We start from the raw sequence: 26,791 nt of genomic DNA on the forward strand, positions 1-26,791 counted from the left end.
CGATGACTGCCACCTTCAACGTCGAAGCCGGCGACAAGCTCTACATCCAGGACGTGACGCTGCGTGACGGCATGCACGCGGTTCGGCACATGTACGGCATCGACCACGTCCGCGCGATTGCCTCGGCCATCGAGAAGTCGGGCGTCGATGCCATCGAGGTCGCCCATGGTGATGGCCTTTCCGGCGCCAGCTTCAACTACGGCTTCGGCGCGCACACCGATTGGGAATGGCTGGAAGCCGTGGCCGACGTGCTCGACAAGTGCGTGCTGACCACGCTGATCCTGCCCGGCGTGGGCACCGTCGAGGAACTGCGCCGCGCCTATGACATCGGCGTCCGCTCGGTCCGCGTCGCCACGCACTGCACCGAGGCCGACGTCAGCAAGCAGCACATCGGCATCGCCCGCGATCTTGGCATGGACGTCTCGGGCTTCCTGATGATGAGCCACATGATCGAGCCCGACGCCCTCGCCCAGCAGGCGCTCCTGATGGAAAGCTACGGCGCACAGTGCGTCTATGTCACCGACAGTGGCGGCGCGCTTGACATGGACGGCGTTCGCGCGCGCTTTCAAGCCTATGACCGCGTGCTGAAGCCCGAAACCCAGCGCGGCATGCACGCCCACCACAACCTCGGCCTCGGCGTCGCCAACTCGATCGTTGCCGCGCAGTGCGGCGCGGTGCGCATCGACGCTTCGCTGACCGGCATGGGCGCGGGCGCGGGCAACGCTCCGCTCGAAGTCTTCATCGCCGCCATCGATCGCAAGGGCTGGAACCACGGCTGCGACGTGATGATGCTGATGGACGCTGCCGAAGACCTCGTCCGCCCACTGCAGGACCGCCCCGTCCGTGTCGATCGCGAGACGCTCGCACTGGGCTATGCCGGGGTCTACTCCAGTTTCCTGCGCCATGCCGAAAAGGCTGCCGAGACCTACGGCCTCGATACACGCGCGATCCTCGTCGAACTCGGCCGCCGCAAGATGGTCGGCGGACAGGAAGACATGATCGTCGACGTCGCGCTCGACATGCTGAAAGCGCAAGCCTGACCTGAAAACAAACGGCGAGAGGGCGATAAGGCCCCCGCCCAACCCCCCGGGAGAAAATGCCATGATCCTCAAGGACAAGGTCGTCATCATCACCGGCGCAGGGCCCGGCATGGGCCAGGCCGCGTGCCGGGGTGCGGCGAAGGAAGGCGCCAAGGTCGTCGTCACCGCCCGCTCGAAGCAGGCCATCGAGGAAGTGGCGCACGAGATCGTCGCGGCAGGTGGCGAAGCCATCGCGGTGCCGCTCGACGTGACGCAGATGGATCAGTGCCAGGCCGCAGCCAGGGCCGCGCTCGACCAGTGGGGCCGCATAGATGGTCTGGTCAATTCGGCCTACTATCACCCTGATTGGGGCCCGCTGATCGAGCATGACATCGACCAGGTGCTGCAAGCGTTCGATGTCGGCGCGGCAGGCGCGCTGCGCATGGCCATGGCCGTGTTTCCCACGATGAAGGCGCAAGGCGCTGGCTCCATCGTCAACATCTCCACCCTCTGCACCCGCAAGCCGATGCCCGGCGAAGGCGGTTATGGCATGGCCAAGGGCGCGCTCAATCACATGACCCGCCACCTCGCGGTCGAGTTCGGCGGCACCGGCGTGCGCGTGAACACCGCGCTGATGGGCTGGATGATGGGCGCTCCATTGGAAGGCTTCATCCAGGGTCTCGGCGAAGGCGCCGAAGCGTTCCGCAAGCAGCGCGCCAGCGAGATCCCGGTGGGCCACATCCCGCCCGACGCGGATTGCGCCAAGGCAGTCTACTTCCTGCTCTCTGACTACGCCTCGGAAGTGACCGGCGCCATGCTCGACGTCAACGGCGGCGACTGGGTCGCGGCATAAGGGAGGGCACGGTCATGTTGCTTGACTGGATGAAGAGCCACCCCACCCTTGCCGACGATCCGGTTTCGGGCTTCGATCCCGATGCCGTGACCGTCAGCGAGACGGTGGAGATCGCAGCCCCCGCCCGCGTGGTCTGGGCCGTACTCACCGACATGCCGCGGTACAGCGAATGGAATCCGTTCTGCGTGCGCGCTTCCTCCACACTCGAAATGGGCGCGGCGGTCGACATGACGCTGGTCAACTATGCCGTGCCCGGCACGCTCGTGCCCAACTGCGAATACATCTGCGCTTTCGAGCCCGAGCGCATGATCTCGTGGGAGATGGTCCACTCAGATTTCTGGCCCTACCCCGCCCGCCGCGATCAGGTGATCGAACCGACCGGCGATGCATCATGCCGGTACTTCTCGACCGACGCCTTCCTCGGCGCCAATGGCATCCACGTCTTCCGCTTTGCCGGACCGTGGGTAAAACGTGCGTTCGACGATAGCGCCCGCGCGCTCAAGGGCCGCGCCGAAATGCTCTACGCACAAGAACAGAAAGCCTGATCCCGCAATGCCTTACACGCTCCAGCAGCTCTCCGACATGGAAGAGATCAAGGTGCTCAAGCACCGCTACTTCCGCGCTATCGATACCGGCGATTTTGCTGCCCTGCCGGCGCTGTTCACGGCCGATGTCGCCTGCACCTACAATGGCGGCACCTACAAGGTCTCGCTGTCAGGGCGTGACGCCATGGTCGAGTTCCTGTCCAACTCGTTCCACTCGGGCGCGCTTGCCATGCACATCGGCTCGATGCCCGAAATCAGCGTGACCGGCGACAACAGCGCCACCGGCCTGTGGTATCTGCAGGACGTGTTCATCGACCTCGAGAAGGACGCCCACACCTTCGGCACGGCGATCTATACCGATGCCTATCGCCGCGAAGGCGGGGTGTGGAAGATCGAGTCCACTTATTATGATCGCGTGATCGAAGTCTTGCGCAAGTTCAGCGAGATGAAGGGCAAACCTTCCGTCCAGCGCCTCGCGACCACCGGCCGCAAACCGCACGAGCGCACGGATATCAGCCACCTCATCCACTGGGACGAATGAGCACTGCGCCGGTCAAGGTCATCGCCCTGCTCCGCAAGAAGGAGGGCCTTAGCCGCGAGGCATTCATCGCCTATTACGAGACGCGCCACGCCCCGCTGATCCGCTCGCTGCTGCCACACATTGCCGACTATCGGCGCAACTACGTCGGCCGCGACGGCGCCTTCAGCAGCGCCGTTGCCGCAATCGACTTCGACAGCGTGACGGAAATGCGCTTCGCCAGCCGCGCGCATTACGACGCTTTCCTCGCCGTCGCGTCGGACCCGGAAGTTGCCGCCCGGATCGCGCAGGACGAGGAGAACGTCTTCGACCGCGCCGCCACGCGCATGTTCGTTGTGGACGAGGTTCCGGCTGCGCCCCCGGCATCGGGAACCCTGGCTCAACTGACGGCCGAGCGCGCGATCCGTGAAGGCCTCGCCCGCTTTGCGCGCGTGATCGATGCAAAGCAGTGGGACGCCTTGCCAGATGTCTTCGCCACTGACCTGACCTTCGACTACGGCCTGGGCGAACACTCCGGGATCGCCGCGCTGGAAGCCAACATGCGCCGCTTCCTCGATCTCTGCGGGCCAAGCCAGCACCTGATCGGCAGCATCACGATCGACGTTGCGCCCGGCAGCCTGACCGCAACCAGCCGCGCCTATGTCCAGGCCCGCCACCAGCGCCCCGGTGACACGGGCGGTCCAATATTCGACACGAACGGCGAATACATCGACCGCTGGACCCTGCGCCCCGAAGGCTGGCGCATAACCCGCCGCGATGCCCTTTGGCACACCAACAGCGGGGACGCGGCAATCATCTGGAGTTGCGCCGACTGAGGCGACGCTTCAGTCGTCCCCGAAATCCGGCACCCACGGCACGCCATTGATATGGCCGCCACCGTCTACGAACAGGGTGTTGCCGGTCAGATACCGCGCATCCTCGCTGGCGAGGAACAGGGCGACGCCGCCGATGTCCGCCTCCGGATCGCCCATGCGACCCATCGGGTTTGCGGCGGCAGTCGCCTTCGCCACGTCGGGCGCCATTTCCGCAAAACGGCGATAGGCGGCCGACACCGCTGCCGGGCAGATCACGTTGACGCAGATGCCATGGGGCGCCCATTCCCGCGCCGCCGTGCGCGAATAGGCCCGCACCGCTTCCTTGGCGACGTTGTAGTCTGCGCTGCCCATGTGTGCGTTGACGCCGTTCAGTGACGCCATGTTGATCACGCGGCCCCAGCCCCGCGCCTTCATGTGCGGCAGTGCCCGCTCCATCGCCCACTTGGTCGCATAGAGGCACATCTTCAGCGCATCGTCGAAGCGCGCGTCGGTCTTGCGCTCGATCCGCACCGGCCCCTCACCGCGATAGGCGTTGTTGACGAGGATATCGACCGCACCGAACCGCTCGGCACACAGGTCCACCGCCGCGAACACATCGTCACGGGAAGAGACATCGCACTGGATGAAGACCGCCTGAGCCCCGCCTGCACAAAGCTGCTCGACCACCGCCGGACCGCGCTCGGCATCGTAGTCTGCGACGACCACGCTCGCCCCTTCCCTGGCGAAGCGGCGAGCAATGCCTTCGCCGATGCCATCGGCACCGCCGGTAATGACGGCGGCGCGCCCAGAAAGTCTTCCTGTCACGCCGCCGTCTCCTTCTCTCGTCAGTTGCCGAAGCTGTAGCGCAGGCGCAGGCCGAACATGCGCGGCTCGCCATAGATCACGCTCTGCGCGCCGATCGTCTGGAAGATGCCGGTGTTCGAGATGATGTAGTTCTTCTTGGTGATGTTGGTGGCGAACAGGCTCAGGTCCACCGGCGCGCCCATCACGCCCTTCCAGTCGATCGTGGCGTTGAGCAGGCCATAGCTCGGCAGCAGCACGCCCGGTTCGTTGATCGTCCCATCCGGGAAGCGCTCGGTCGAGAACGGCGCCGTCGGCTGCTTGTCGGTCCAGTTGTAGCTGAGGAACAGGCTGAAATTGCCCACATCTTCCGAAACCGGCAGCGAGAAGCGGCCATAGACCGACAGGATGTTGGGCGAGAGGTACTGCAGTGGACGGCAGGTCATGTCCGCCCCGGCAAAGACCTTGGGCGAAGTGATCGACTGCGCGGTACAATCCCACACGCCCGAGCTCGAATCGAACTTGAAGGATTTGTACTTGGCGCTGAGGTGGCTGTAGTTGCCGCCCAGTTCGATGTTCTGCGTCGGCTGGATCATCGCCTCGACTTCGACGCCCTTGATCTCGGCCGAAGCATTGTTCAGCGTGATCGCGCCATTGCCGCCGGTCGCGCGGTTGAAGTCCCCGGCTGCACGCTGGATGTTCTTGTAGTCCAGCCAGAAGCCGTTGACGTTGAACCGCCCGCGCATGCCGCCGGCGTTGAAGTCGGTCTTGAAGCCTGCTTCGTAGTCGGTGACGGTCTCCGGCCCGAAGGTGCGGGTGTTCTCGAACACGGCATAGCTGTTGAAGCCACCGGCCTTGTAGCCGCGCGTGACCTTGCCATAGACCATGATGTTGTCGTTCGGGCGGTAGTCGAGCCCGATGGTCCAGTTGGGCGACGAGCTTTTCAGCCTTGCACCGAACAGGCAGGTGTTGAGCGGATCGGCGATCGGCTGCGTGGGATTGGGATTCGATTTCCACGAACACGCCGTGACATACTTCGCCCCACCCGGCAGCGGGACATAGCTGAACGATGTGGTCGATCCGTCCACGGTGTCCCAGGTATAGCGATAGCCCGCTGTCAGTCGCAGGCGGTCAAGCGCAGGCGAAAACGCGCCGAAATCGAGCGAGCCCTGCGCATAGAGCGCCTTGGATTCGTTGGTCACGCTGATCTGGCTCTGGCCGATGGGGCAGCCCGTGACCGACTGCAGGCCGCAGACGTTGATCGAATAGGACACCATCGTGCCCCGGGGGCTCTGCTTGTAGTAGAAGCCGCCGACCGTATAGGTCAGCTTGTCGTTCAGCGCCGTGCCCTGGAACTGCAGTTCCTCGGTCACCTGCTTGTACCAGTCACGCGGCGCGGTGCGGCTCTCTACGGTCACGCCGGTATCATAGACCGGAGCGATCGTGCCATCCTGGTCGTTGGCGTAGTACGACTTCAGTTCTGCATAGCTGAAGATGTTGCGCAGCTTGAGAGTGCTGGAAAGTTCGATGTCGGTGGTGTTGTTGATGCCCCAGGATTCCAGCTTGGCGAAGCTGTCCATGCCATGCGCTGTCTGGCGGATGCCGCGCGCGTTCTGCTGATTGAGCAGGTTGGTGTAGTAGCTGCAATTGGCAGGGCCGGTCCCTGCACCGCAGAAATTGAAAGTCGGAGCGATTGCGCCCAGTGGCAGGGATACGCCCGGTGCAACCAGGATCGGCCGCGTGGCGAGGCCAACGAAATAGTTTGTATTGAAGTTCTTGGCGATCGAACCCGTGCCATTGCTGTGCGACTTGCCATAGTAGCCCAGCGTATAGTTGGTGACGCCCTCCACCGGCTCGATCCACAGCCCGACGCGGCCCATGCGCCAGTGCTGGTCGTCGCGATCCTTGTTCCAGTTCACATCATGCGTGAACCCGTCACGATCGCGTGAGGCTCCGACAAGCCGCAGGCGAACCTTGTCCGAGATCGGCAGGTTCAGCACCGCTTCGGTCTCGACCATGCTGTAGTTGCCAAAGCCGGCCTGGACATAGCCTTCCAGCTTGTCGGTCGGCTTGGCCGGCGTGAGCAGGATCGCGCCACCAGTGGTGTTTCGCCCAAACAGCGTGCCTTGCGCGCCGGCCAGAACCTGCACGTTCTGCAAGTCGACGAAACTGCCGGGGCCACCCTGGCCGGAAAGCGTGATCGCCGAAACCAGCGGGACTTCGTTCATGTAGACAACGACCGCGGGCGATCCCTGGAACGATGCGCTCTGCCCGCGGATCGATGGCGACATCACGTCGCGCGAAGCCTGCCCGTTCGGGCCGACGACCAGCGACGGCACGGAAGCCTGCAGATCCTGCAACTGGGTAAGCCCGCGTTCGCGAATGCTTTCTGCGCTGATAGCGGTGATCGAGATCGGAACGTCCTGTGCGCGCTCTTCGCGGCGGTTGGCCGTGACGATGATTTCCATGTTGTTGGGCACGCTGTTTTCCGCAGCCTGCTCATCCGCAGCATCTTCTGCAGCAAAAGCGATCTGCGGCGCAGCAAAGCTGCCCAGCGAAACGCTTGCCAGCAACGCCCAAGCGACCCGTCGTCCCGTTTCCGAGCGTGCACGCATTGTGTCAGACATCGTTCTCTCCCTCCAAGATCGCACTTCCCATGCCTCTGCGGCGAAACACGGATCGACAGGATGAGCGGCATCCCCGCGCACGCCCCAAGCATGCACGACGACAATTCGCAGAAAGGCAGGGAGGCCCCTCATCCCGGTTTTCTTTTTCTCTATGAAGCAGCGTATCAACTACGCAAAATAAGTTCAAGAGACGATTTTAGCATCATGTTGCGTAGCCAAGGGCACATCTTTGCGCTTATGTGGGCTTGACGAATTTTTCTGGAAGTCCTCCTTTGGCGATGCACCGGACAATGCGGCCACACCGATTCTGCAATCGCCAGCGAACCCAAGGCGCGGCACGAAGTGACTGATTTTCAGGAACCTTCCACTGCGCACCGCTCAGAAAAGCAACAGGAGAAATCGATGCCTGACCTGCCCTATCTCGCCCGCGGCGTCATGCCGGTCGAAACGCCGTCGAGCGTGCTCGTGTCCTCGTCGAAGTATCTCAACAACCCCCGCCTGCGCGATTGGCTGGCGATGATCCTCCTGCGCCGCAACGGCCCGGACCTGCCCCCGCCAGCCGAGATGTACGAGTTCCTGCCGATTCTCGAGGAACTGCGCGATCACGATGCCATAGAGGAGATGTTCACGGCAGAACGCCGGATCAATCCCGAACTCGATGCCTGGCTTTCCGAGGGCTTCTACTCGACCTACTCGATCGACGACTTCGCGCAGTACGCGCCAGGCTCGCTCGGCGGAATCTTCTACCAGTGGATCACCGAAGGAAACTACGAGATCCAGATCACGCCCTGGCGCGAACCGAAAAGCCAGCTGGAGTTCTACAACCTGCGCTCAGGCCAGACCCACGATTTCGAACACATCCTGTGTGGCGGCGGGTTCAACTTCATGGGTGAGCTCGTGCCTTACTGGTACCGCCTGACCAACGTGTTCAAGCACATCCGCAATCCGGAACTGGCAGCCGAATTGAGCCTGATCCAGATCTTCGGATCGCTCCGCTACACCGTGCGGACGATACTGCATTATCCGCAAGTCTGGAACACCTGCACCGACGCTATCCAGCGCGGCATGGCGGTCGGCAAGGCCAGCGACGCCTTGTTCATGAAGAAGCTGGAGCCGTGCTTCCACCTCCCATTGGCCGAAGCGCGCGAGGCCTTGGGCGTACGCGGCGCGGTCGATGTCGATACCGATCTCGAAGGCGCGTTCTGGGCGGAGCGGGTTCCGGCTTCGGCGCTGGTGAGGCCGGAACTGCAATAGCCTCGGCCTGATGATTGACTCACTCCGTCTGCCAAGTAAGTGAGTGATCATGACAAGGACCCGAATACCGGGCGTGCAGCGCCGAGGCCAGATCGTTGCCGCCGCACGGCGGGTCTTTTCACAGCACGGCTATGACGGAGCCAAGACCCTGCAGATCGCGCGCGAGGCGAAGGTCTCAGAGGCGCTGGTGTTCCGTCATTTCCCCAGCAAGCTCGCCCTCTACCGCGCGGTCCTGCGCCAGGTATTTCTCGAGCAGGACGAGCGCTGGCGCGAACAGGGCGTGCATGGCGAAGGTGCGCGGGGCCTCGCCAGTGCGATCCACACTTTCATCTCCGCCTGCGCGACCGATGCAGATGATCCTGCCCGTCATGATACGCATCGCATGACCTTGGCCAGCCTCGCAGGCGATGGCTCCTACGCCAGCCTGATCTATCGCCGCTCGCAGCGGCGCAACGGGGCTGCCATGGACGCGGCCTATGCCTCTGCCCGGGCCGAGGGTGGACTTGAGGGCGAGCCTCTCGACGTGCCCGCCGCTGCCATGTTCGTCGAACATGTCGGGACGATGATGGCCGCAATCGGGGGATTGCCTTTGGCGGCAAGGCCTTACGGAGTCGCGGGGGATAATCTTGTCAGGCAGGCGACGTGGTTCTGCCTGCGTGGCATCGGCATGCCGGACAGGATCATTGCCGATTACTTCGCCTCCCTCGCTTCAGACACGTAAGGCAGGATCTTCGAAGATCAGCTGAATGATGGCTTCCGCAAGACCTATCGCTCGACCGGCAGCCCATGGTTCGTGCCGCTCAACAGGCGGCGTAATGGCCTGCGTGCCGGTCTATCTCACGGCCCGATAGGCAGCATCACCGGCGCGAAGGTCGAAAGCAGTCCCGCGTCAAGCACTTGCGCTTGACCCGTGATGAAGCCCGAGGCCGGGCTGCACAGCCACAACGCCACTTCGGCAACATGCTGCGCCTGTCCCATGCTGCGCAAGGGCACGCGCGGCAGCTCCTGCCCATCAACGATCTCGACATCCGGCGCGCCGATCAGGGGGGTCTCCACTCCGCCCGGGCACAGCGCATTGATCCGGCAGCCGCGCGCCGCGAAGGCATCGACGCAGGACTTCACAAGCCCGACCACGCCATGCTTGGCAGCACTGTAGGCCGGGTTCGCCGGATGGCCGACAACGCCTGCCGCCGAAGCCGTGACCACGACCGCGCCGCCCTGCCCGATCACTGGCTGCACCGCCTTGATCCCGTTGAACGCGCCCTTGAGATTGACCGCGACCAGCTTGTCGAACAGCGCCTCGTCAACCGTGTCGAGGCCTTCGGCGGCGCCATAGAGCCCGGCATTGAGGAAGGCGAAATCCAGCTTTCCGGCTACGGCCAGAACTTGCGCCACCATCTCCTGGTTGCTGGCATAGTCGGCCACGTCGACCTTCACGGCGCTTGCGCGCTGACCGATCTCGGCCACGACGGCCTGCGCCGCCGCAAGGTTGAGGTCAGCGCAGAACACCCTCGCGCCTTCCTGCGCAAAGCGGATCGCCGCGGCGCGGCCGATGCCGGATCCTGCTCCGGTGACGAGGGCAACCTTGCCGACAAATCGCTGCATTACTCTCTCCGAAATAGCCCTCGCCTTGATCAGCGAAGTTCTGTCTTCAGCACCTTGCCCGCGGCATTGCGCGGGAGATCCTCCACGAGCACGAAGCTGCGCGGCACCTTGTAATTGGCCATGTTCTCGCGCGACCACGCGATCAGCTCGGCCTCGCTTGCGGTTGCACCGGGACGAAGCACCACGAAAGCGCGGCCCACTTCGCCCAGGCGCTCGTCCGGCACGCCGACGACGGCGGCCATGCCGATCGCCGGATGCTCCGCCAGCAGCTTCTCGACTTCGGCGGGATAGACGTTGAACCCGCCCGAGATGTACAGGTCCTTCATCCGGTCGGTGATGCGCACATAGCCGCGCTCGTCCATCGTGCCGACGTCGCCTGTGTGCAGCCAGCCATCGGCGTCGATGGTCTCGGCCGTGGCTTGTGCGTTGTCGAGATAGCCAAGCATGACGCCCTGCCCGCGCACCTGCACCTCGCCGGTCTGCCCGCGCGGCACTTCGTTGCCTTGCGCGTCGGCGATGCGAACTTCGTTGCCCGGAAAAGCCTTGCCGCAGGTGCGGGCAATAGTTTCAGCGTCGTCTCCCGGAACGCAGGTCGTGATGTTCACACACTCGGTCATGCCATAGGCGGTGATCAGATCCACCATGCCAAGGTCCTCGCGGATGCGTTCGACCAGCGCGGGCGGCACGCTTGCCGCGCCGGTGGTGCCGCCCCGCAACGATGAGCAGTCCCATTTGCGCTTGTCCAACTCTGCCAGCAGCATCTGGAAGATGGTCGGCGGCCCCGGCATGAAAGTGATGCGTTCGCGCTCGATCAGCTCGATTGCCTGGCCCACGTCGAACTGCGGCATCGGCACAGCCACCGCCCCCGAGAGGATGCACGCAACCCAGCCCACCTTCATGCCGAAGGAATGGAAGAACGGATTGGCAATGAGATAGCGATCGCCCTCGCGCAGGCCGGTATTCTGGCACCACACCGCAGCCTGCGGCAGGACCCGGCCGTAAGTCATCAGCACGCCCTTGGGGCTGCCGGTCGTCCCGCTGGTGAACAGGATGTCCGAGACAGTATCGGCGTCGATACCCACCAGCGCCCCGTCCACGGCCGGGTCGTCCGCCCCCTTGCCCCCTTGCACCAGATCGTGCTTGAGCAGCAACGTGCCTTCCAGCGCAGGCAGGTCCTCGTCCGCGATCAGGGCGCGGTAGTCGATGCCGAGAAAGCCCTCGACCGTGAACAGCAGCTTCGCATTCGTGCGGCGCAGAATGTCTCCCGCCTCGCGGCCCTTCAGCCGGGTATTGAGCGTGACCACCGCCGCGCCGCAGCTCATCACCGCAATCGCCGCCACGATCCATTCGCGCGAATTGGGAGCCCAGATGGCTACCCGGTCCCCTGCGCCTATGCCCCGCCCCAGCAGTGCCGAAGCCGCCGCCCTGCTGCGCTGCCACAGCTCGGCAAAGCTCCACACCTCGCCGTTCTCAAGCACCGCCGGCGCATCTGGCCAGGTTCTTGCCGCAGCCTGAGCGGCGTGGGGTATCGTTGGCGGCAGGGGATCGAGCATCGCGCGTCAGGCCACTTCGAACAGGCCGGCCGCACCCATGCCGCCCGCCACGCACATCGAGACGACGACGTACTTCACGCCCCGCCGCTTGCCCTCGATCAGGGCATGGCCAACCAGCCTTGATCCGGTCATGCCGAACGGATGGCCGATGGCAATGCCGCCGCCGTTGACATTGAGCTTGTCGGGATCGATCTCCAGCTTCTTCTGGCAATAGACAGCTTGGCTCGCGAAGGCCTCGTTGATCTCGAACAGCCCGATGTCCTCGATCTTCAGCCCTGCGCGGTCCAGCAGCTTGGGGATCGCAAAGACCGGCCCGATGCCCATTTCCTCTGCCCCGCAGCCCGCCACCTGGAAGCCGCGATAGATCCCCAGCACCGGACGCCCTTCGGCCTTTGCGGTATCGAGGTCCATCAGCACCTGCGCCGAGGCGCCATCGGACAGCTGGCTGGCATTGCCTGCCGTCACGTGCTTGCCCTCGGCGATGACCTGTCCGTTCTTGAACACCGGCTTCAGGCCTGCCAGCGCTTCGTAAGTCGTGCCCGCGCGCACGCCTTCGTCACGGCCAAGCGTCACCTCCTCCTTGCCGGTCTCGTTGCCCTCCTTGTCGAACAACGCCTTGGTCACGGTGATCGGCACGATCTCGTCATCGAACTTGCCGGCTTCCTGCGCAGCCGAGGCGCGCTGCTGTGAAAGGGCGGCAAAGCGGTCCTGCTCCTCGCGGGTCACACCATAGCGCTCCGCGACGATCTCGGCGGTTTCGATCATCACCATGTAGGCATGCGGGTCCGCAGCCTTGATGAATTCCGAACGGTTGCGAAACTGCGGCGCATGCTTGTTGATGGTCAGCGAAATGCTCTCCATGCCGCCCGCCACGGCAACGTCGATCTCGTTGCACATGATGCCACGCGCTGCGAGCGCGATGGCGTTGAGGCCGGACGAGCACTTGCGGTCGAGCGTGAAGCCCGCTGTCGTGTCGGGCAGGACCGAACCGTGGACGGTTAGCCGCCCGAGGTTGTAGCTCTGCGTGTTCCAGTGGTTGCCGACCCCGAGGTAGACGTCGTCCACCCGTGCCGGATCGATCCCGGCCCGCGCAATCGCGGCATTGACCACGTGGCTCGACAGCACCGGAGCTTCGGTATCGTTGAAGGCCCCACGATAGGCCTTGCCCACGCCGGTGCGGGCGGTCGAAACGATGGCGGCTTCACGCATGTTTGCGTCCTCTCAGGAAAATCCGTGCATGTTGGTCGGCCCAAAATAGGCCCGCATCTCGACGACCTTGCCGTCGTCGTTGAACTTGAAGGTGTCGATCACATCGACGCGCATGTCCTTGCCGCCAAGGTTGAGCAGGACCGAGAACGCGAACGCCGCATAAGGCCCGCACACGCGCACCGGCCCTTCAAGCCTGAGCTTCGCGCCTGTCTGCATCGAGGCCGTATAGAATTCGAGGATCGCCGCCTGCCCGACCTTGGGTTCGGTCCCCACCGGGTCTTCGACCGTGGCATCTTCCGCAAACAACGCGGCAACCCGTTCGGGCGCGCCTGCATCGAACGCGGCAACATATTCGTGAACGGCGGCTTCCATCACCTTGGGATCGGTCATCGCACTTGCTCCGGAAAATAGCGGCTGATTGTATCGAGCACGCAGGCTGGCCTGTCCTGCCCCTCGATCTCGACGGTGACGCGCACGACTGACTGGATCGCGCCCTTGACCTCCTCGACCGAGACGATTTCGCCTGCACCCCGGATGCGGCTGCCAACCTTCACCGGCGAGAGGAAGCGCAAGCGGTCCGCGCCGACGTTCACCGCATGGGCAAACCCGCGAACCTCGATCAGCTGGGGGAGGAAGTAATTGACGAGGCTCATCGTCAGGTAGCCATGCACGATCGTCCCGCCGAACGGTCCGTCCTTGGCACGCTCGACATCGACGTGGATCCACTGGTGATCGCCCGTGACATCGGCAAACCCGTTGACCCGCTCCTGATCGACCAGAAGCCACTCGGTCGGCGGCAGTTGCGTGCCTTCCTTGCCAAGCAGGTCGGCCGGTTTCTCGAACACCACCGCCACGATCAGGCCCTCTGGCTCGAGACCGGGACGATCTCGCCGGTCATGTAGGAGGAAAGGTCCGAGGCCAGGAACAGCATGACATTGGCCACTTCCCACACCTCGGCGGGGCGCCCGTAGGCCTCGGTCTTGACCAGCTCGGCAAGGCGCTCTTCTGTCGTCACCTTGGCAAGGAACGGATGCATCGCCAGGCTCGGCGCCACCGCATTGATGCGCACGCCGTGATCCGCCGCTTCCAGTGCGGCACAGCGGGTGAAGGCCATCACGCCCGCTTTCGCCGCGGCATAGTGCGCTTGGCCCCGCTGCGCGCGCCAGCCCAGCACCGAGGCGTTGTTGACCATCACTCCGCTCTTCGCCGCATACATCGAAGGCAGGAACGCCCGCGTCATGCGGAACAGGCTGGTCAGCGTCACGTCAAGAACGCGGCTCCACTGTTCGTCGGTCATGTCGACCACGTCCACTTCGCCGCCAAGGCCGGCGTTGTTGATCAGCACGTCGACCGATCCCAACGCCTCCAGCGAGGCATCGCGCAGATCCTGAACCTGCGCCTCGCTGGTCACGTCACACACCTGCGTGAACGGGCGTTCGCACCCCACTTCGGCGGCAATGCGATCGGCCGCTTCGCCCAGACGACGCTCGTGAAAGTCGCTGATCAGCAGACGCGCGCCCTCTTCTGCGGCCCGCTTCGCCACCGCAAAGCCGATGCCGGTCCCGGCAGCGGCGGTGACGACCACCGTCTTGCCCTTCAGCATGCCCATGGGCGTCGGATAGGGAGGAACGGGAACGCTCATGCTTGACCTCTCGGTTCGCGCGGTAGCCCCAGACCGCGCTCGGCGATCAGGTTGCGCTGGATCTGGTTGGTGCCGCCGTAGATCGTGTCGGAGCGGCTGAAGAGAAACAGGTTGGGCAGCGTCGGCCAGGAATAGTGGTCACCGGAAGCAACTTCCCCGGCCTGTCCGAGCACTTCCATGCCCAGCTCGCCAAGATTGCGCCGCCACGTCGCCCACTGGATCTTGTAGGTCAGCGCCGCGCCGTCGATGGCGGCAAGGTCCGTGCCCGAAAGCATCCGCAGTGCGCCATAGCGCATCAGGCGAAGGCCGATTTCCGCCCGGGCAATCTTCTGGCGGATCACCGGATCGGCAGCCTTTCCGTTGGCCTTGGCCGCATCGATCACGGCGTCGAGTTCGTTCCTGAACTGCATCTGCTGGCCCAGCGTCGAAACCCCGCGCTCGAACGCCAGCAGCGCCATCGCCACCTTCCACCCCTCGCCCGCTGCGCCCAGCATGGCATCGGCGGCACAGCGCGCGTCGGTGAGGAAAGTCTCGTTGAACTCGGCCTCGCCGTTGATCTGACGGATCGGGCGCACCTCGATGCCTGGCTGGTCCATGTCCATCAACAGGAACGACAGCCCCTTGGGGCCCGCCGAGCCTTCTTCGCTACGCGCGACGACGAAGATCATGTCCGAATAATGCGCGAGGCTTGTCCAGACCTTCTGGCCGTTGACCACCCACTCACCATCTTCCAACCGCGCCTTGGTCTTCACGTTGGCAAGGTCGGAACCGGCATTCGGCTCCGAATAGCCCTGGCACCAGATCTGCCGACCTGCCGCGATTTCGGGCAGGTACCTCGCCTTCTGCTCCTCGGACCCGAAGGCAAGGATCGTCGGCCCGGCCAGTTCCACGCCGATGTGGTTGATCCGATTGGGGGCGCCAGCCCGCGCATATTCCTCGGCGAAGATCACCTGCTGGGCGATGGTCGCATCGCGCCCGCCCCACTCCTTGGGCCAGCCGATGCAGCTCCACCCCGTCTCCCCCAGCCGCTGCTCCCATTCCTTGCGGCGCGGGATTGCGTCGCACAGGTTGGGAATGCCGCGAATGTCGGCGAATTCCCCGGTCATTTCCGCCTGCAGCCACGCCGCGCACTCGGCGCGGAAGGCCTCGTCGGCGGGGGAGAAGCCGAGCTTCATGCAGCCGCCCCGAGAACTGCCGAGGCGACCTGCTCGCGATGCCACTGGCCATCGCCAAGCAGCGTCTGGATCGAACGGGCGCGCTTGAAGAACAAGTGCGCGTCATGTTCCCAGGTAAAGCCGATGCCGCCGTGCAGCTGGATCATGTTGCCGGCGCACATGAAGAAGGTGTCGGCGCAGAACGCCTTGGCCGAATGCAGCGCAACCTGCGCCTCGTCCGAACCCTCATCCACCGCACAGGCCGCCCAGTAGACCGCCGAGCGCGCCTGCTCGATCTCGATCATCATGTCGGCAAGACGGTGCTTGTAGGCCTGGAACGAGCCAATCTGCCGCCCGAACTGCACCCGCTCCTTGGAATAGGCCACGGTCCGATCCAGGGTCGCCTGCGCTCCGCCCAGCGCCTCGGCCGCAAGGCAGATCCACCCGGCGGCAAGCGCCCCGGCAATTGCCGCATCGCCATCAGCAAGCTGCTCGCCCTGCGCGCCATCGAGGGTCGCCGTGGCAAAAGGCCGGGTCTGGTCCATCGTGACGTGCGCCTGCACACTCACACCAGCGCCCTTGAGGTCGACGATCCACGCATCGCTGCCCGAATGGACCAGCAGCAGATCAGCCGAAGCGCCATGTGGCAGGAACGGGAACGTGCCCGAAATGCGCCCCTCGGCAACGCTCAGCTGCGGAGCCCACGCCGCCGTCGCGATCAACTCGCCCGCAGCAAGGCGCGGCAACCATTCCGCCTTCTGCGCCTCGGAACCCCCACGCGCAATGGCCTGCCCGATCATCACGTGGCCCAGCAGCGGCAGCGCCGCCACCTGCGCCCCCGCAGCCTCGGCCACCAGCGCCATCTCAACCATGCCGAGGCCTGCGCCGCCATGTTCCTCAGGCAGGCCGATCCCGGCAAGGCCAAGCTCGGTCGCGAACGACGACCACAGCTCGCGGTCGATCCCGTCGGCCGCCATGGCCTTTCGCGTGCGCTCGCTCGTCGCGTTCTCGGCAAAGAAGCCGCGCACGGTCTCGGCGATCATCGCCTGTTCGTCGGTGAAGGCAAATTCCATCGTCTCTACTCCGTCCGGGCCTTCAGGCCGTGCCCCATACCCCGCGGCCTTTAGGCCGCACCCCACACTTTCCGCGGCGGCACGCGCGCTGCGATCAGCTTCGCCACGGCATCGCCAACTTCAGCAGGCTCCCACCGGGCGCACTTGTCCACCACCGGACCCTCGCGCCAGCCGTCCTCCAGCATGATCTTGCCACCTTCGAGTTCGAAGACGCACCCGGTCACATCGCGGCTTGCGCTGCTGCCGAGCCACACGACCGTCGGCGCGACATTGGCGGGGTCCATCACGTCGAAGGCCTGGCCCTCGGTCGCCATCTTCTCGGCAAAAGCCTGCTCGGTCATGCGGGTGCGCGCAGATGGGGCCAGTGCATTGGCAGTGATGCCATAGCGCCCCAGCTCTGCCGCCTGCACCAGCGTCAGCGAGGCGATGCCGCCCTTGGCTGTCGAATAGGCCGCCTGCGCGATCGAGCCCTGCAGCCCGGCGCCGCTCGAGGTATTGATGATCCGCGCATCGGGATCGCGCCCGTCCTTCTGCTTGGCGCGCCAGTAGTTCACGGCGTGGCGCGCAAGGCAGAAGTGGCCGCGCAGGTGGACGTGCATCGTCGCGTCCCACTCTTCCAGCGTTGCCGAAACGAACATGCGATCGCGCACGATGCCGGCATTGTTTACCACCACATGCAGGTCACCGAACGCATCGAGCGCGGCCTGCACGATCCGTCCTGCCGCATCCCAGTCGGTGATGTCCTCGTAGTTGGCCACGGCCTTGCCGCCCGCCGCCACGATCTCGGCCACCACGCCATCGGCAGCGCTGGTATCGCGACCCTCGCCGCCCAGCGACGTGCCGATGTCGTTGACCACCACGTTCGCGCCCTCGGCGGCAAAGGCCAGCGCATAGGCGCGGCCCAGCCCGCGCGCGGCGCCGGTGATGATGACAGTGCGCCCATTACAGATACCGCCGCAGATGCCCACTTGTATCTCCTGTGAAGTTCTTCAGCCGACCGGAAGCAGCAGGTGCTGCGAAAGGTCGCCGATGTAATCGAGCATTGAATAGTCGCGCGTGGCGAAGCGCCAGGTTCCGCCAACGCATTCAAACGTATCGTGATAGCGCCCCGATGCGATTGCCTGCAGCGGCAGTTCCGGGGTCTGCTGGAACACGGTGTAGACCGAACGGCAGCTCGCCGTGCCCGCCGCCTCGTCAATCTCGAGGATCGGGTTGGTGATCACGTGCCGCGTGCGCGGCGTGCCGCAAGGATGGATGCGCACGAAGGCGCGCCACTGCTCCAGCATCGCAGCCCCACCTTCCACCACACGCCCGCCGTCCAAGGTGACGCGCGCATGATCGAACATCGCGGCAACCTCATCGAGCTGCCCAGCGTCCATCAGTTCCGCGTAGCGGTAGATCAGGTTGGTGATGGCGGTGGCGGCGTGCATGGTCAGAGCCGCTCGATGATCGTGACGTTGGCCTGCCCGCCGCCTTCGCACATCGTCTGCAGGCCATAGCGGCCACCGGTGCGCTCGAGCGAGTTGAGCAGCGTCGTCATCAGCTTGGCGCCTGTCGATCCGATCGGATGGCCCAGCGCAATCGCGCCACCCGCCACGTTGACCTTCTCATGCGGGATATCGAGTTCCTTCATCCACGCCATCGGCACCGAAGCGAAAGCCTCGTTGCATTCGAACAGGTCGATGTCGGAAAGCTTCATGCCCGATTTGTGCATGGCATAGCGCGTCGCCGGTATTGGCCCCGTCAGCATCCACACCGGATTGTCGGCCCGCACCGACATGTGGTGAATGCGCGCGCGCGGCTTGAGGTTGTGCTCCTTCAGCGCCCGCTCGCTGACGATCAGCAGCGCAGCCGCACAATCGGAATTCTGGCTGGCATTGCCCGCTGTGATCCGCCCGCCCTCGCGCACCGGATTGAGCAAGGCGAGGCCTTCCAGCGTCGTGCCAGGACGGATCGTCTCGTCGCGGTCCAGCCCCTCCAGCGGCACGATCTCGTTCCTGAACCAGCCCTGCTCGGTCGCATGCTGCGCACGGCGGTGGCTCTCATAGGCGAAAGCGTCCATTTCCTCGCGGCTGATGTTCCACTTCTCGGCGATCATCTCGGCCGAGCGGATCTGGTTCACTTCCTCGTCGCCATAGCGCGCGTCCCAGCCCCTGGCGCCGATGAACGGACTTTCGAAGCCATAGGCAGCGCCAGCGGTCATCGCCGCCATGATCGGAATGCGGTTCATCGCCTGGCTGCCACCGGCCACGACAATGTCCTGCGTGCCGCTCATCACGCCCTGTGCGGCGAAGTGGACCGCCTGCTGGGCAGAGCCACACTGGCGATCGATGGTCACGCCCGGCACGTCCTCGGCAAGACCGGCGACCAGCCACGCCGTGCGGCCAATGTCGCCCGCCTGCCCGCCGATCGTTTCGGTGCAGCCCCACACCACGTCCTCGACCAGCGCCGGGTCGAAGTCGTGCCGCGCCATCAGTTCGCGGATGGGATGCGCGGCAAGGTCGGCCGGGTGGAGGTGGGCAAGGCTGCCCTTCTTGCGCCCGACAGGCGCGCGCACGGCATCGACGATAAAGGCTTCAGGCATGTTCTGTCTCGCGTGCAAAGGTCTGGTCGGCGCCGAGCGGCTGGGTGAAGATGCGCGTGGCAATGCGGCTGCGATGGAAGGCGGGCGTGCCCCACGCCGCCTTCAGCGCCAGCGCGCGCTTGAGGAACAGGTGCACGTCCACTTCCCAGGAATAGCCCATCGCGCCATGGACCTGGATCGAAGCTCGCGCGGCCTTCTCGGCCGCTTCCAGTGCGACGACCTTCGCCTCGGACACCCGCGCCCGCGAATGAATGTCAGCGTGGCCGATCTCGGCCGCAGCAGCGAGCACGACCGGCCGCGCGAATTCGATCGCGGTCTGCGCGCTGGCAAGATGGTGCTTCACCGCTTGGTACGATCCGATCGGCTTGCCAAACTGCATGCGATCCTTGGCATAGGCGACCGCCAGATCGACCGCCCGCTGCGCCAGCCCCAGCCCCTGCGCCGCCGCGAACAGCGACGCGCGGTCCAGCGCCAGCGTCCAGTCGGCAGGGCCGAGATCCTCGGCGCTGCTCTCATCCCATTCGATGCGGAACAGGCGGCGGAACGGATCGATGGTCTCGGCTGGCGTCAGCGTCACCTGATCCGGCGTCACCAGATAGGCCCGCCCATCCTTCTCGATCAGGATCGCCGCAGCAATGTCGGCATTGGCGACGACGGGATTGATCGCCGGAGCCACCGCGATGATCGCCGCCGGATCGGCCAGGACCGGATGATCGGGCGCAAGGCTGGCCAGCAAAGGCGCGCCCACGCCCGCGCTCTCGGCCAGCGGTTCGGGCAGCGCCACATAGCCCGCCTCGATGGCGATAAGGGCAAGGTCCAGTTCGGTCAGCCCCATGCCGCCCGCCGCTTCGGGCAGGAGCAGCAGGGTAAAGCCGTTCTCGACGATCTGCGCCCAGCGCGCGGCATCGAAGGCCACGCCCTGTTCCATCATCTTGTGCCAATGATCCGGCGTGCAGGTATCGCCCAGAAGCGTCCGTGCCGTCTCGGCAAACATCAGCTGTTCGTCGTTGAGGGTGAAGTCCATGTGCCCGTCCCTCCTCAGCGCGGCAGGCCGAGCATGCGCTCGGCAATGATGTTGCGCTGGATCTCGTTCGACCCGGCATAGATCGGCCCGGCCAGCGAGAAGATGTAGTCGTCGAGCCATTCGTGCTCACCAGCAGGCGGCAGCAGCTCGGCCTCGGCCCCGAGGATAGCCAGCGCGGTCTCGTGAAGGTGGATGTCCATCTCCGACCAGAAGATCTTGTTGGTCGAAGCCTCCGGCCCGATCTTCGCGCCCGCCATCAGCCGCGATGCGGTCTGGTAGATGTTGAGCGCATAGGCCTCCGCATTCATGTGCGCGCGCACCACGTCCGCCTCCAGCGCTGGATCGCAGCTGTCCTTGCGGCTCTGCCACAGCGCCGCCAGCGCAGCAGCAGCTTCCTGGAAGCGCGCCGGGCTACGCAGCATCAACCCGCGCTCGAACCCGGCGGTCGCCATGCAGATGTGCCAGCCCTGCCCCTCGTCGCCCAGGCGGTTGAACGCAGGCACGCGCACGTTGTCGAGGAAGATCTCGGCAAAGCCCACATGCCCGTTGATCTTGCGGATCGGGTTGCGGGTGACGCCTTCCTGATCCAGCCGGAAGAAGATCAGGCTCATCCCCTTGTGCCGCTCGCTGCCCGGCTCGCGGAACAGGCCGAAGGCCCAGTCGGCAAAGGCGGCGCGGCTCGACCAGATCTTGTGGCCGTTGAGCACGTATTCGTCGCCCTCACGAACGGCGGTCGCCCGCACTCCGGCAAGGTCGGACCCCGCCTGCGGTTCGGACCAGGCCTGCGCCCAGATTTCCTCGCCGCTCGCCATCGGCGGCAGGAAACGCTGCTTCTGTTCGTGCGTGCCGAATTCCATCAGCGTCGGGCCGAGCAGGAAAATGCCGTTCTGGTTGACGCGGCCCGGCGCTCCGGCACGGTAATACTCTTCCTCGAAGATCAGCCACTGGATCAGGTCGAGCCCGCGCCCGCCGTATTCCTTGGGCCAGGTCACCATGCCCCAGTCGCCGCTCTTCAGCGTCGCTTCCCATTGCCGGTGCGCCTCGAAACCCTCGCGCGTCGCGTCGTAATGCTCGAGCGGATGCTTGGGCACATGCGCTTCCAGCCACGCGCGAACCTCTGCGCGAAATGCCTGCTGTTCTGGAGTGTACGTCAGGTTCATCAGAACTTCGCCGCCTTGCCGGTCTCGACGAAGGCATCCCGCGCGCGCTGGCTGTCTTCGTGCATGTACATTTCCAGCGTGAAGCCCTGCTCCCAGCGGTATCCGCGATCGACATCGCGCGCTTCGAGACCGTTCAGAGCTTCCTTGGCGATGACCAGCGCCTTGCGGCTCTTCGATGCGATCACGCTGCAGAAGGCGTGGGCCTCTGCCACCAGATCGGCACGCGGCACCACCTTCTCCACCGCACCCAGGCGATAGGCTTCCTGCGCCGGAATGTTGCCGCCGGTAAAGAACGCCGCGCGCACCTTGTGCAGCGGCAGCATGCGCGACATGTGGCTCGCCCCGCCCATCGCGCCGCGATCGACTTCCGGCAGCGAGAAGAACGCATCGTCCGCCGCGATGATCACGTCGCTCGCGCCGCAGATGCCGATGCCGCCGCCGATCACGAACTTGTGCGCCGCGACCACGACAGGAATCTCCGCCTCGTGGATCGCCTTGAACGTCAGGAAGTTGCCGCGATTGAGCACGGTGATGCGTTCCGGGTGGGCCTGCATCTCCTTGATATCGACGCCCCCACAGAACCCCCGCGAATCCTCCGCCGCGCGGATCAGCACCACGTTCGCCTCAGGGTCTGCCGCCGCCTTCTTGACGATGGCCGGCAGCGACATCCACGTCTCGCTGTCGAACGCGTTGACCGGCGGCACGTCGAACACGATCTCGGCGATGCGGTCCTTGACGGTAAGCGTGATCGGCATGGGGTGTCCTCGTCCTCGAAATGTCAGCTTGCGCAGAGCGCGGAAAGGCGGGCCTCGGCCTCGGCCATGATGCGGTCGACCAGCTCCTGGCAGGTCGGAACCTCGGAAATGCGCCCGCCGACCACGCCCGTCGCCATCACGCCGTTTTCGATATCGCCATCGACCACCGCCTTCTGGATCAGCATGGGCATGGTCGCGGCCATCATCGCCTGCTTCAATGGCACATCGCCGTGCCCGGTCATGCCCTTGGCCGCCTTGATGAAGTGAAGCCACGAGGCGCCGGTCTGGCGCTTCATCGCCGCGCCTGCCTCGAAGGCGCGCAGCCACATGGCCAGGGAGCCGGACTTCTCGATGCGGTCCATCAGGCGCGTGCGCACCATCCGCTGCGGAATGCCGTCGAGCTTGGTCGTCACGATGATCTGGTCGGTCCCGGCCTTCAGGTACGCCGCCTTGGCGCTATCGGGCACCGGGCTTTCCTTGGTCAGCAGAAAGCGCGTGCCCATCGCAGTGCCCACCGCACCAAAGGCCAGAGCCGCCACCAGACCGCGCCCGTCGGCAAAGCCGCCACTGGCGATTACCGGCACCTTCACGGTATCGAGCACTTGCGGCAGCAGGATCGTCGTCGGCACCGAACCGGTATGCCCGCCACCCTCGCCGCCCTGGACGTTGATCATGTCGACGCCCAGCTCTTCCATCTTCCTGGCGTGCTTCACCGCGCCGACGGTCGGGATGCACAGGATGCCCGCATCCTTGAACCGCCCGATCATCTTCGCATTGGGGCCCCGCCCAAAGCTGACGGCGCGCACCTGATCGGCATTGGCCAGGATCAGGTCGACGATCTGCTCCGCCCCGGGCTGAAACGAATGGAAGTTCACCCCGAACGGCTTGTCCGTACCACGGCGCACGGCCAGGATCTTGCTCCGGCATTCATCGGGCGTCATCACCGCCGCGCCAAGGAAGCCGAACGCACCCGCATTGCAGCTGCCGATGACAAGGCTCGGCTCGGCCACCCAGCCCATCGCGGTCTGGATGATCGGAGCCTTGCAGCCAAGACGCTCGGTCAGGACGGTGTGAAGCGCACCAGCCATCAGCCTTCGCCCGCGTCTTTCTTATTTGCCGCCGCAGCCGAAGTCCCGCTCACCCCGGCAATCGAGTTGCCGGTCACGATATCGTTCTGCGCATGGGCAAAGTGGTGCATGTGGTAGACCGCATCCATCGCCGCCCGCTTGCCGCGCAGTTCCTCGACGTGATTGACGGACTGCTTGGTCAGCCAGTTGCCCAGCCGCCCTTGCCCCGCCAGCTTGTTCGCCCACGCAGCAGTCGCCTCGCGCAGCTGATCGCGCGGGACCACCTTGTTGACCATGCCGAAGCTGTAGGCCCGCGCCGCCGGCATCCGCTCGCCCAGCAGCAGGAATTCCTTGGCCACGCGCGGCGGCAGTTCATAGGCATGGGCAAAGTATTCGACACCCGGAATGCCCATCAGCGGGTTCACCGGGTCCTGGAAGAACGCGTCTTCCGAAGCGACGATAAGGTCGCACACCCATGCCAGCATCAGCCCGCCCGCCACGCAGGCACCCTGCACCATAGCGATGGTCGGCTTGGAGATATCGCGCCAGCGGCGGCACATGCCAAGGTACTGCTCCTGCTCGCGGGTATAGAGCAGTTCGGCGCCCGGCTTGTTGGTGTGCGGCGGGAACATCAGCCGCTTGTCGAACTCGTGGTGCAGGTCGCGCCCCGGCGTGCCTATGTCGTGCCCGGCCGAAAAGTGCTTGCCCTCGCCCGCCAGCACGATCGCGCGGACGTTGTCGTCCTGCACCGCGCGGCCAAACGCATCGTCGAGCGCATAGGTCATCTGCCCGTTCTGGGCATTGTTGAACTGCGGCCGGTTCATCGTGATCCACGCCACGCTCCCTTCCACCTCGTAGCGAACGGGCTCTTGCGTCTCGTAGACGATGTCGACTTGCTTCGGCTCGACGAGGTCGGTCATGCGGTCATCTCCCTCAGGCAGCGGCGCGGATGGCGGGCGGGTTGTCCTTGAGCACGCTGGCGCGGACGTTGTGCGGATCGAGGCCGGCAATCACTGCCAGTTCCTCTGCCGTCGGCAGCCGCGTCACTTCCACGTTGTCGGCCTGGGCCAGTTCGAAACCGGTTGCCGCCTGCACTTCCTCGAACGTCACGCCGGGGTGCAGCGAGATGACGCGGATCTGGTTGTCCGGCCCGCCGAAGTCCATCACGCACAGGTTGGTCACGATCCGGCGCAGGCTCACGCCCGAGAAGTTGCCACCCGGAACGCGCTTGGCCGCATTGTACCCTACGCCCGAGATCATATCGACCTGGGGCACGAAGACGCGCGGCCCATGCGCCGGGAAGAAGAACGAGTTGGGGTGGTAGATCGTGTTCCCCGGAAAGCCGCGCACGCCCAGCATCTGCGTCTTCGGCTTGTCATAGGTCCCGCCCATGTAGGACAGGTTGATCTGGCCGAAGCGATCAAGCTGCGTCGGCGTGACCATGGCATGCCTTCGCCCTGACCACACCGCACTGTCGAAGAAGCGCGAGAACGGGAGGTATCCCGCGGGCTTGCGGTCGTCGTACTTGCGCGGCCCCAGCGGCACCGGCTGCTCGACCAGATAGGCCTCGCCGTCGGTCATCATCAGTTCGGGCGTATGGGTCAGCTTGGCCAGGCCCGCCGCCAGGCGCGGCACTGGCCCCACGCCGGTCGCCACGATTTCGCCATTGCTCCGGAACGCTTCCGAACAGGCGACGATGCACAGGTCTACGAGAGTGATGTCGCTCATCAGAAAATCGGCAGCGAAAGAACCGCTACCGCCTCCTTTCCGCCAATGGATTCAAGATATTCGGCTTCAGAAGCGCCAACGAAGCGGTCCGCCACCGCAGACCAGTCGCCCGGATCGCGTGCCGCATCGGCGTAGGCCTTGAAGGCCTTCATGTCCCAGCCGTAATGCGGCGGCATCGAGCTTGGGTGCGCGCCGCAGGGCATTTCCACCACGCCCGAAACGAAGCAGCGCTCGAACAGGTTGTCCTGCGCGCCTTCGGGGTAATGGTCCTCCATCCGGTCGACCAGTTCCTCGCATGAAACGTAGGTCCTGGCAGCAGCCTTGGCGAACCACTCGTCGTAATAGACGTCCGGCCCAAACACCTGCACGTTGCCGCGCCAGTCGCTGCGGTTGACGTGGATCAGCGCGGCATCGAGCTTGAGCGCCGGCATGGCGATCAGCGTCTCGCCATCGTCATAGGGTGACTGCACGGTCTTGAGGCCGCCCAGCTCGGCAAGGTCCGTGCCGAGGCCAACCCGCGTCGGCAGGAACGGCAGGCCGAACGCCGCCGCCTTCAGGCCCCACTGGAACATGCCTTCGTCCAGCTCCAGCACCTGCAGCGCGCCGCTCTCGCGGGCCTTGCGGAACCACGGCTCCAGCGGGATCGCATCAAGGCTGACAAACGCGAAGACCAGCTTCTTAACCTTGCCCGCTGCGCACAACATGCCCACGTCAGCGCCGCCATAGGCGACGACGGTCAAGTCCTTGAGGTCGGAACGCATGATCTCGCGCACCAGCGCCATCGGCTTGCGCCGCGGGCCCCAGCCGCCGATGCCGATGGTCATGCCATCGGACAGCTGCGCGACGATCTCCGCCGCGCTCATCCTCTTATCAAGGCTCACGCCTGTTCTCCTGCCTGCTCTTCAAGCGCCTTCTGCCATGCCCAGACATGGCCCCATTCGCTGGGGATCAGATGCGCGGTCGGTGTCCAGTTCGTGTAATCGATCACCAGCGGATCGGCCCCGATCTCGATGTCGAAGCCAGAGGGCGTCTGCATGTAGAAGCCGAAGGTCTGGTCGTTGACGTGCCGGCCGATCGAGGCGCTCTCGGGCACCTTGTTTATGCGCATGCGATCATGGCACTTGCCCACGTCGCTTTGCGTCTTCATCTCCAGCATCAAGTGGATGCAGGCAGAAGGCGGCACCGGCATTTCCGCAATGGCTACCGAATGGTGGCGGCCATTGTCGGCGTGCATGAAGGCAAAGCCCATGCCCGGATCGTTGGGATCGTCCGAAAAACGGAAGCGCGGGATGTCGGTGTCGCGAAAGCCGATGGCCTTGTAGAAGGCGTGCGCCTCGTCAAAGTTCGGCGTCGCAAACACGGCGTGCCCCATGCCCATGTCTCCGGTCACGAAGCCGCTCACGCCCACCGGCGAAACGAACGCCACATCGTCGCGGACATCGCCGTGGAAGAACTCGAGACCGTTGCCCGAAGGATCGCTCGTCGCAAAGAACGCCGCCACGCCGCGCGCCTTTGCTGCATCCGCATCGCCATCGACAATCTCGCGCCCCAGCCCGGCAATCGTCTCACGCAGCGCCGCCAGTTCCGCCGCATCGCCGACTTCATAACCAGCAGCCACAAGCCGGTCGCTCTCGCGCCGCTCCACCCAGAAGCGGAACGGGCGGTCGTCGATCCGGTAGGCCGCCACGCCATCGCATGGCGCATCCGCCCGCATCGTGCCGACCACTTGCGTCATGAAGTGGTCCCAGGCCTCCGCCTTGGCGGTTTCGATCCTGACATAGCCCAGTGCCTTTATGCCCATGGCAG

Annotated in this window: 28 protein-coding genes; 7 read left to right on the forward strand and 21 right to left on the reverse strand. The window is 64.9% G+C overall.

The annotated features are described in order from the left end of the window. Window positions 1-2: 2 nt before the first annotated feature. The 5 genes from dmpG to AC1Q5P_RS03950 all read left to right on the forward strand — a co-directional run bounded on the left by dmpG (window position 3) and on the right by AC1Q5P_RS03950 (window position 3,770). The gene (gene dmpG / locus AC1Q5P_RS03930; protein WP_062343355.1) at window positions 3-1,040 is read left to right on the forward strand and encodes a 4-hydroxy-2-oxovalerate aldolase; all 1,038 of its coding nucleotides are present in this window, start codon (window positions 3-5) and stop codon (window positions 1,038-1,040) included. A 61-nt stretch (window positions 1,041-1,101) separates the two neighbouring features. Continuing rightward, entirely contained in the window at window positions 1,102-1,872 is a 771-nt protein-coding gene (locus AC1Q5P_RS03935; protein WP_039334546.1) for an SDR family oxidoreductase, read from the forward strand. Between the two features lie 14 nt (window positions 1,873-1,886). After that, window positions 1,887-2,417: an SRPBCC domain-containing protein gene (locus AC1Q5P_RS03940; RefSeq protein WP_082734451.1), complete on the forward strand. Its 531-nt coding sequence runs from the start codon at window positions 1,887-1,889 to the stop codon at window positions 2,415-2,417. Between the two features lie 7 nt (window positions 2,418-2,424). Further along, window positions 2,425-2,958, forward strand: coding sequence for a nuclear transport factor 2 family protein (locus AC1Q5P_RS03945; RefSeq protein WP_039334544.1), 534 nt, complete (start codon window positions 2,425-2,427; stop codon window positions 2,956-2,958). Continuing rightward, the gene (locus AC1Q5P_RS03950) at window positions 2,955-3,770 is read left to right on the forward strand and encodes a nuclear transport factor 2 family protein (protein WP_492518186.1); all 816 of its coding nucleotides are present in this window, start codon (window positions 2,955-2,957) and stop codon (window positions 3,768-3,770) included. Before AC1Q5P_RS03945 ends, AC1Q5P_RS03950 begins: the two co-directional genes overlap by 4 nt. Window positions 3,771-3,779: 9 nt before the next feature. On the opposite strand, the gene AC1Q5P_RS03955 is transcribed toward AC1Q5P_RS03950, so the two are convergent. Then, entirely contained in the window at window positions 3,780-4,574 is a 795-nt protein-coding gene (locus AC1Q5P_RS03955) for an SDR family NAD(P)-dependent oxidoreductase (RefSeq protein ID WP_039334542.1), read from the reverse strand. 20 nt (window positions 4,575-4,594) lie between these two features. Next, window positions 4,595-7,177 (reverse strand): TonB-dependent receptor, encoded by a 2,583-nt coding sequence (locus AC1Q5P_RS03960; protein ID WP_492478205.1) that lies wholly within the window; start codon window positions 7,175-7,177, stop codon window positions 4,595-4,597. A gap of 402 nt (window positions 7,178-7,579) precedes the next feature. On the opposite strand from AC1Q5P_RS03960, the gene AC1Q5P_RS03965 reads away from it, so the two are divergent. Both AC1Q5P_RS03965 and AC1Q5P_RS03970 read left to right on the forward strand, forming a co-directional pair. Then, on the forward strand, window positions 7,580-8,431 hold the full coding sequence (locus AC1Q5P_RS03965) for a hypothetical protein (RefSeq protein ID WP_062343358.1): 852 nt from the start codon (window positions 7,580-7,582) through the stop codon (window positions 8,429-8,431). A 49-nt stretch (window positions 8,432-8,480) separates the two neighbouring features. After that, a complete protein-coding gene (locus AC1Q5P_RS03970) occupies window positions 8,481-9,152 on the forward strand; it encodes a TetR/AcrR family transcriptional regulator (protein ID WP_492518187.1) in 672 nt (223 codons plus the stop codon). Between the two features lie 116 nt (window positions 9,153-9,268). Here AC1Q5P_RS03970 and AC1Q5P_RS03975 read toward each other — a convergent pair whose 3' ends face one another. Genes AC1Q5P_RS03975 through AC1Q5P_RS04065 form a run of 19 tightly spaced genes read right to left on the reverse strand, consistent with a single transcriptional unit; the run spans window position 9,269 to window position 26,786 of the window. After that, window positions 9,269-10,036, reverse strand: coding sequence for an SDR family NAD(P)-dependent oxidoreductase (locus AC1Q5P_RS03975; protein ID WP_492518188.1), 768 nt, complete (start codon window positions 10,034-10,036; stop codon window positions 9,269-9,271). A gap of 29 nt (window positions 10,037-10,065) precedes the next feature. Continuing rightward, window positions 10,066-11,589, reverse strand: coding sequence for a FadD3 family acyl-CoA ligase (locus AC1Q5P_RS03980; RefSeq protein WP_492518189.1), 1,524 nt, complete (start codon window positions 11,587-11,589; stop codon window positions 10,066-10,068). Window positions 11,590-11,595: 6 nt separating this feature from the next. Next, window positions 11,596-12,798: a thiolase family protein gene (locus AC1Q5P_RS03985; protein ID WP_062343303.1), complete on the reverse strand. Its 1,203-nt coding sequence runs from the start codon at window positions 12,796-12,798 to the stop codon at window positions 11,596-11,598. A 12-nt stretch (window positions 12,799-12,810) separates the two neighbouring features. Continuing rightward, entirely contained in the window at window positions 12,811-13,188 is a 378-nt protein-coding gene (locus tag AC1Q5P_RS03990; protein WP_039334531.1) for a steroid Delta-isomerase, read from the reverse strand. Beyond that, window positions 13,185-13,652 carry a MaoC family dehydratase gene (locus AC1Q5P_RS03995; protein ID WP_369820991.1) on the reverse strand — a complete coding sequence of 156 codons (468 nt, stop codon included), beginning with the start codon at window positions 13,650-13,652 and terminating at the stop codon, window positions 13,185-13,187. Before AC1Q5P_RS03995 ends, AC1Q5P_RS03990 begins: the two co-directional genes overlap by 4 nt. 2 nt (window positions 13,653-13,654) lie before the next feature. Further along, window positions 13,655-14,440, reverse strand: a complete 786-nt coding sequence (locus tag AC1Q5P_RS04000) for an SDR family oxidoreductase (RefSeq protein ID WP_052242381.1) — start codon at window positions 14,438-14,440, stop codon at window positions 13,655-13,657. Beyond that, window positions 14,437-15,615 carry an acyl-CoA dehydrogenase family protein gene (locus AC1Q5P_RS04005; protein ID WP_492518190.1) on the reverse strand — a complete coding sequence of 393 codons (1,179 nt, stop codon included), beginning with the start codon at window positions 15,613-15,615 and terminating at the stop codon, window positions 14,437-14,439. Before AC1Q5P_RS04005 ends, AC1Q5P_RS04000 begins: the two co-directional genes overlap by 4 nt. Then, window positions 15,612-16,667: an acyl-CoA dehydrogenase family protein gene (locus AC1Q5P_RS04010; protein ID WP_492518191.1), complete on the reverse strand. Its 1,056-nt coding sequence runs from the start codon at window positions 16,665-16,667 to the stop codon at window positions 15,612-15,614. The genes AC1Q5P_RS04005 and AC1Q5P_RS04010 overlap by 4 nt, the downstream gene beginning before the upstream one ends. 50 nt (window positions 16,668-16,717) lie before the next feature. Further along, window positions 16,718-17,635, reverse strand: coding sequence for an SDR family oxidoreductase (locus tag AC1Q5P_RS04015; protein ID WP_492518192.1), 918 nt, complete (start codon window positions 17,633-17,635; stop codon window positions 16,718-16,720). A 21-nt stretch (window positions 17,636-17,656) separates the two neighbouring features. After that, window positions 17,657-18,097, reverse strand: a complete 441-nt coding sequence (locus tag AC1Q5P_RS04020) for a nuclear transport factor 2 family protein (RefSeq protein WP_492518193.1) — start codon at window positions 18,095-18,097, stop codon at window positions 17,657-17,659. Window positions 18,098-18,099: 2 nt separating this feature from the next. Continuing rightward, complete coding sequence (locus tag AC1Q5P_RS04025) at window positions 18,100-19,251, reverse strand: acetyl-CoA C-acetyltransferase (RefSeq protein WP_193828668.1); 1,152 nt, start codon at window positions 19,249-19,251, stop codon at window positions 18,100-18,102. Next, window positions 19,244-20,275, reverse strand: a complete 1,032-nt coding sequence (locus AC1Q5P_RS04030; protein WP_492518194.1) for an acyl-CoA dehydrogenase family protein — start codon at window positions 20,273-20,275, stop codon at window positions 19,244-19,246. The genes AC1Q5P_RS04025 and AC1Q5P_RS04030 overlap by 8 nt, the downstream gene beginning before the upstream one ends. A gap of 14 nt (window positions 20,276-20,289) precedes the next feature. Further along, window positions 20,290-21,435: an acyl-CoA dehydrogenase gene (locus AC1Q5P_RS04035; RefSeq protein ID WP_193828667.1), complete on the reverse strand. Its 1,146-nt coding sequence runs from the start codon at window positions 21,433-21,435 to the stop codon at window positions 20,290-20,292. Next, window positions 21,435-22,190: an enoyl-CoA hydratase family protein gene (locus AC1Q5P_RS04040; protein WP_039334517.1), complete on the reverse strand. Its 756-nt coding sequence runs from the start codon at window positions 22,188-22,190 to the stop codon at window positions 21,435-21,437. The genes AC1Q5P_RS04035 and AC1Q5P_RS04040 overlap by 1 nt, the downstream gene beginning before the upstream one ends. Window positions 22,191-22,213: 23 nt before the next feature. Next, window positions 22,214-23,278: an NAD(P)H-dependent flavin oxidoreductase gene (locus AC1Q5P_RS04045; protein WP_492518195.1), complete on the reverse strand. Its 1,065-nt coding sequence runs from the start codon at window positions 23,276-23,278 to the stop codon at window positions 22,214-22,216. Then, complete coding sequence (locus tag AC1Q5P_RS04050; RefSeq protein ID WP_427465812.1) at window positions 23,278-24,177, reverse strand: enoyl-CoA hydratase; 900 nt, start codon at window positions 24,175-24,177, stop codon at window positions 23,278-23,280. Before AC1Q5P_RS04050 ends, AC1Q5P_RS04045 begins: the two co-directional genes overlap by 1 nt. 13 nt (window positions 24,178-24,190) lie before the next feature. After that, entirely contained in the window at window positions 24,191-24,985 is a 795-nt protein-coding gene (locus AC1Q5P_RS04055; RefSeq protein WP_492518196.1) for a CoA-transferase subunit beta, read from the reverse strand. Further along, a complete protein-coding gene (locus AC1Q5P_RS04060; protein ID WP_492518197.1) occupies window positions 24,985-25,866 on the reverse strand; it encodes a CoA transferase subunit A in 882 nt (293 codons plus the stop codon). The genes AC1Q5P_RS04055 and AC1Q5P_RS04060 overlap by 1 nt, the downstream gene beginning before the upstream one ends. Further along, the gene (locus tag AC1Q5P_RS04065; RefSeq protein WP_492518198.1) at window positions 25,863-26,786 is read right to left on the reverse strand and encodes a VOC family protein; all 924 of its coding nucleotides are present in this window, start codon (window positions 26,784-26,786) and stop codon (window positions 25,863-25,865) included. Before AC1Q5P_RS04065 ends, AC1Q5P_RS04060 begins: the two co-directional genes overlap by 4 nt. Window positions 26,787-26,791: the final 5 nt, after the last annotated feature.

This window comes from Novosphingobium sp. GW835-FHT14H07, assembly GCF_058793515.1.

Excerpts from the sequence above, each read along its gene's own strand:
- AC1Q5P_RS04020 (WP_492518193.1), bottom strand. The coding sequence starts at position 18,097 with ATGCACGCCGCCACCGCCATCACCAACCTGATCTACCGCTACGCGGAA.
- AC1Q5P_RS04030 (WP_492518194.1), bottom strand. The coding sequence starts at position 20,275 with ATGGACTTCACCCTCAACGACGAACAGCTGATGTTTGCCGAGACGGCA.
- AC1Q5P_RS04025 (WP_193828668.1), bottom strand. The coding sequence starts at position 19,251 with ATGCCTGAAGCCTTTATCGTCGATGCCGTGCGCGCGCCTGTCGGGCGC.
- AC1Q5P_RS04005 (WP_492518190.1), bottom strand. The coding sequence starts at position 15,615 with ATGAAGCTCGGCTTCTCCCCCGCCGACGAGGCCTTCCGCGCCGAGTGC.
- AC1Q5P_RS04045 (WP_492518195.1), bottom strand. The coding sequence starts at position 23,278 with ATGGCTGGTGCGCTTCACACCGTCCTGACCGAGCGTCTTGGCTGCAAG.
- AC1Q5P_RS04065 (WP_492518198.1), bottom strand. The coding sequence starts at position 26,786 with ATGGGCATAAAGGCACTGGGCTATGTCAGGATCGAAACCGCCAAGGCG.
- AC1Q5P_RS04000 (WP_052242381.1), bottom strand. The coding sequence starts at position 14,440 with ATGAGCGTTCCCGTTCCTCCCTATCCGACGCCCATGGGCATGCTGAAG.
- AC1Q5P_RS03940 (WP_082734451.1), top strand. The coding sequence starts at position 1,887 with ATGTTGCTTGACTGGATGAAGAGCCACCCCACCCTTGCCGACGATCCG.
- AC1Q5P_RS03975 (WP_492518188.1), bottom strand. The coding sequence starts at position 10,036 with ATGCAGCGATTTGTCGGCAAGGTTGCCCTCGTCACCGGAGCAGGATCC.
- AC1Q5P_RS04050 (WP_427465812.1), bottom strand. The coding sequence starts at position 24,177 with ATGACCGACCTCGTCGAGCCGAAGCAAGTCGACATCGTCTACGAGACG.
- AC1Q5P_RS03980 (WP_492518189.1), bottom strand. The coding sequence starts at position 11,589 with ATGCTCGATCCCCTGCCGCCAACGATACCCCACGCCGCTCAGGCTGCG.
- AC1Q5P_RS04035 (WP_193828667.1), bottom strand. The coding sequence starts at position 21,435 with ATGAACCTGACGTACACTCCAGAACAGCAGGCATTTCGCGCAGAGGTT.
- AC1Q5P_RS04055 (WP_492518196.1), bottom strand. The coding sequence starts at position 24,985 with ATGAGCGACATCACTCTCGTAGACCTGTGCATCGTCGCCTGTTCGGAA.
- AC1Q5P_RS03950 (WP_492518186.1), top strand. The coding sequence starts at position 2,955 with ATGAGCACTGCGCCGGTCAAGGTCATCGCCCTGCTCCGCAAGAAGGAG.
- AC1Q5P_RS03970 (WP_492518187.1), top strand. The coding sequence starts at position 8,481 with ATGACAAGGACCCGAATACCGGGCGTGCAGCGCCGAGGCCAGATCGTT.
- AC1Q5P_RS03985 (WP_062343303.1), bottom strand. The coding sequence starts at position 12,798 with ATGCGTGAAGCCGCCATCGTTTCGACCGCCCGCACCGGCGTGGGCAAG.
- AC1Q5P_RS03960 (WP_492478205.1), bottom strand. The coding sequence starts at position 7,177 with ATGTCTGACACAATGCGTGCACGCTCGGAAACGGGACGACGGGTCGCT.
- AC1Q5P_RS03990 (WP_039334531.1), bottom strand. The coding sequence starts at position 13,188 with ATGACCGATCCCAAGGTGATGGAAGCCGCCGTTCACGAATATGTTGCC.
- AC1Q5P_RS03965 (WP_062343358.1), top strand. The coding sequence starts at position 7,580 with ATGCCTGACCTGCCCTATCTCGCCCGCGGCGTCATGCCGGTCGAAACG.
- AC1Q5P_RS03935 (WP_039334546.1), top strand. The coding sequence starts at position 1,102 with ATGATCCTCAAGGACAAGGTCGTCATCATCACCGGCGCAGGGCCCGGC.
- AC1Q5P_RS03945 (WP_039334544.1), top strand. The coding sequence starts at position 2,425 with ATGCCTTACACGCTCCAGCAGCTCTCCGACATGGAAGAGATCAAGGTG.
- dmpG (WP_062343355.1), top strand. The coding sequence starts at position 3 with ATGACTGCCACCTTCAACGTCGAAGCCGGCGACAAGCTCTACATCCAG.
- AC1Q5P_RS04010 (WP_492518191.1), bottom strand. The coding sequence starts at position 16,667 with ATGGAATTTGCCTTCACCGACGAACAGGCGATGATCGCCGAGACCGTG.
- AC1Q5P_RS04040 (WP_039334517.1), bottom strand. The coding sequence starts at position 22,190 with ATGCCGATCACGCTTACCGTCAAGGACCGCATCGCCGAGATCGTGTTC.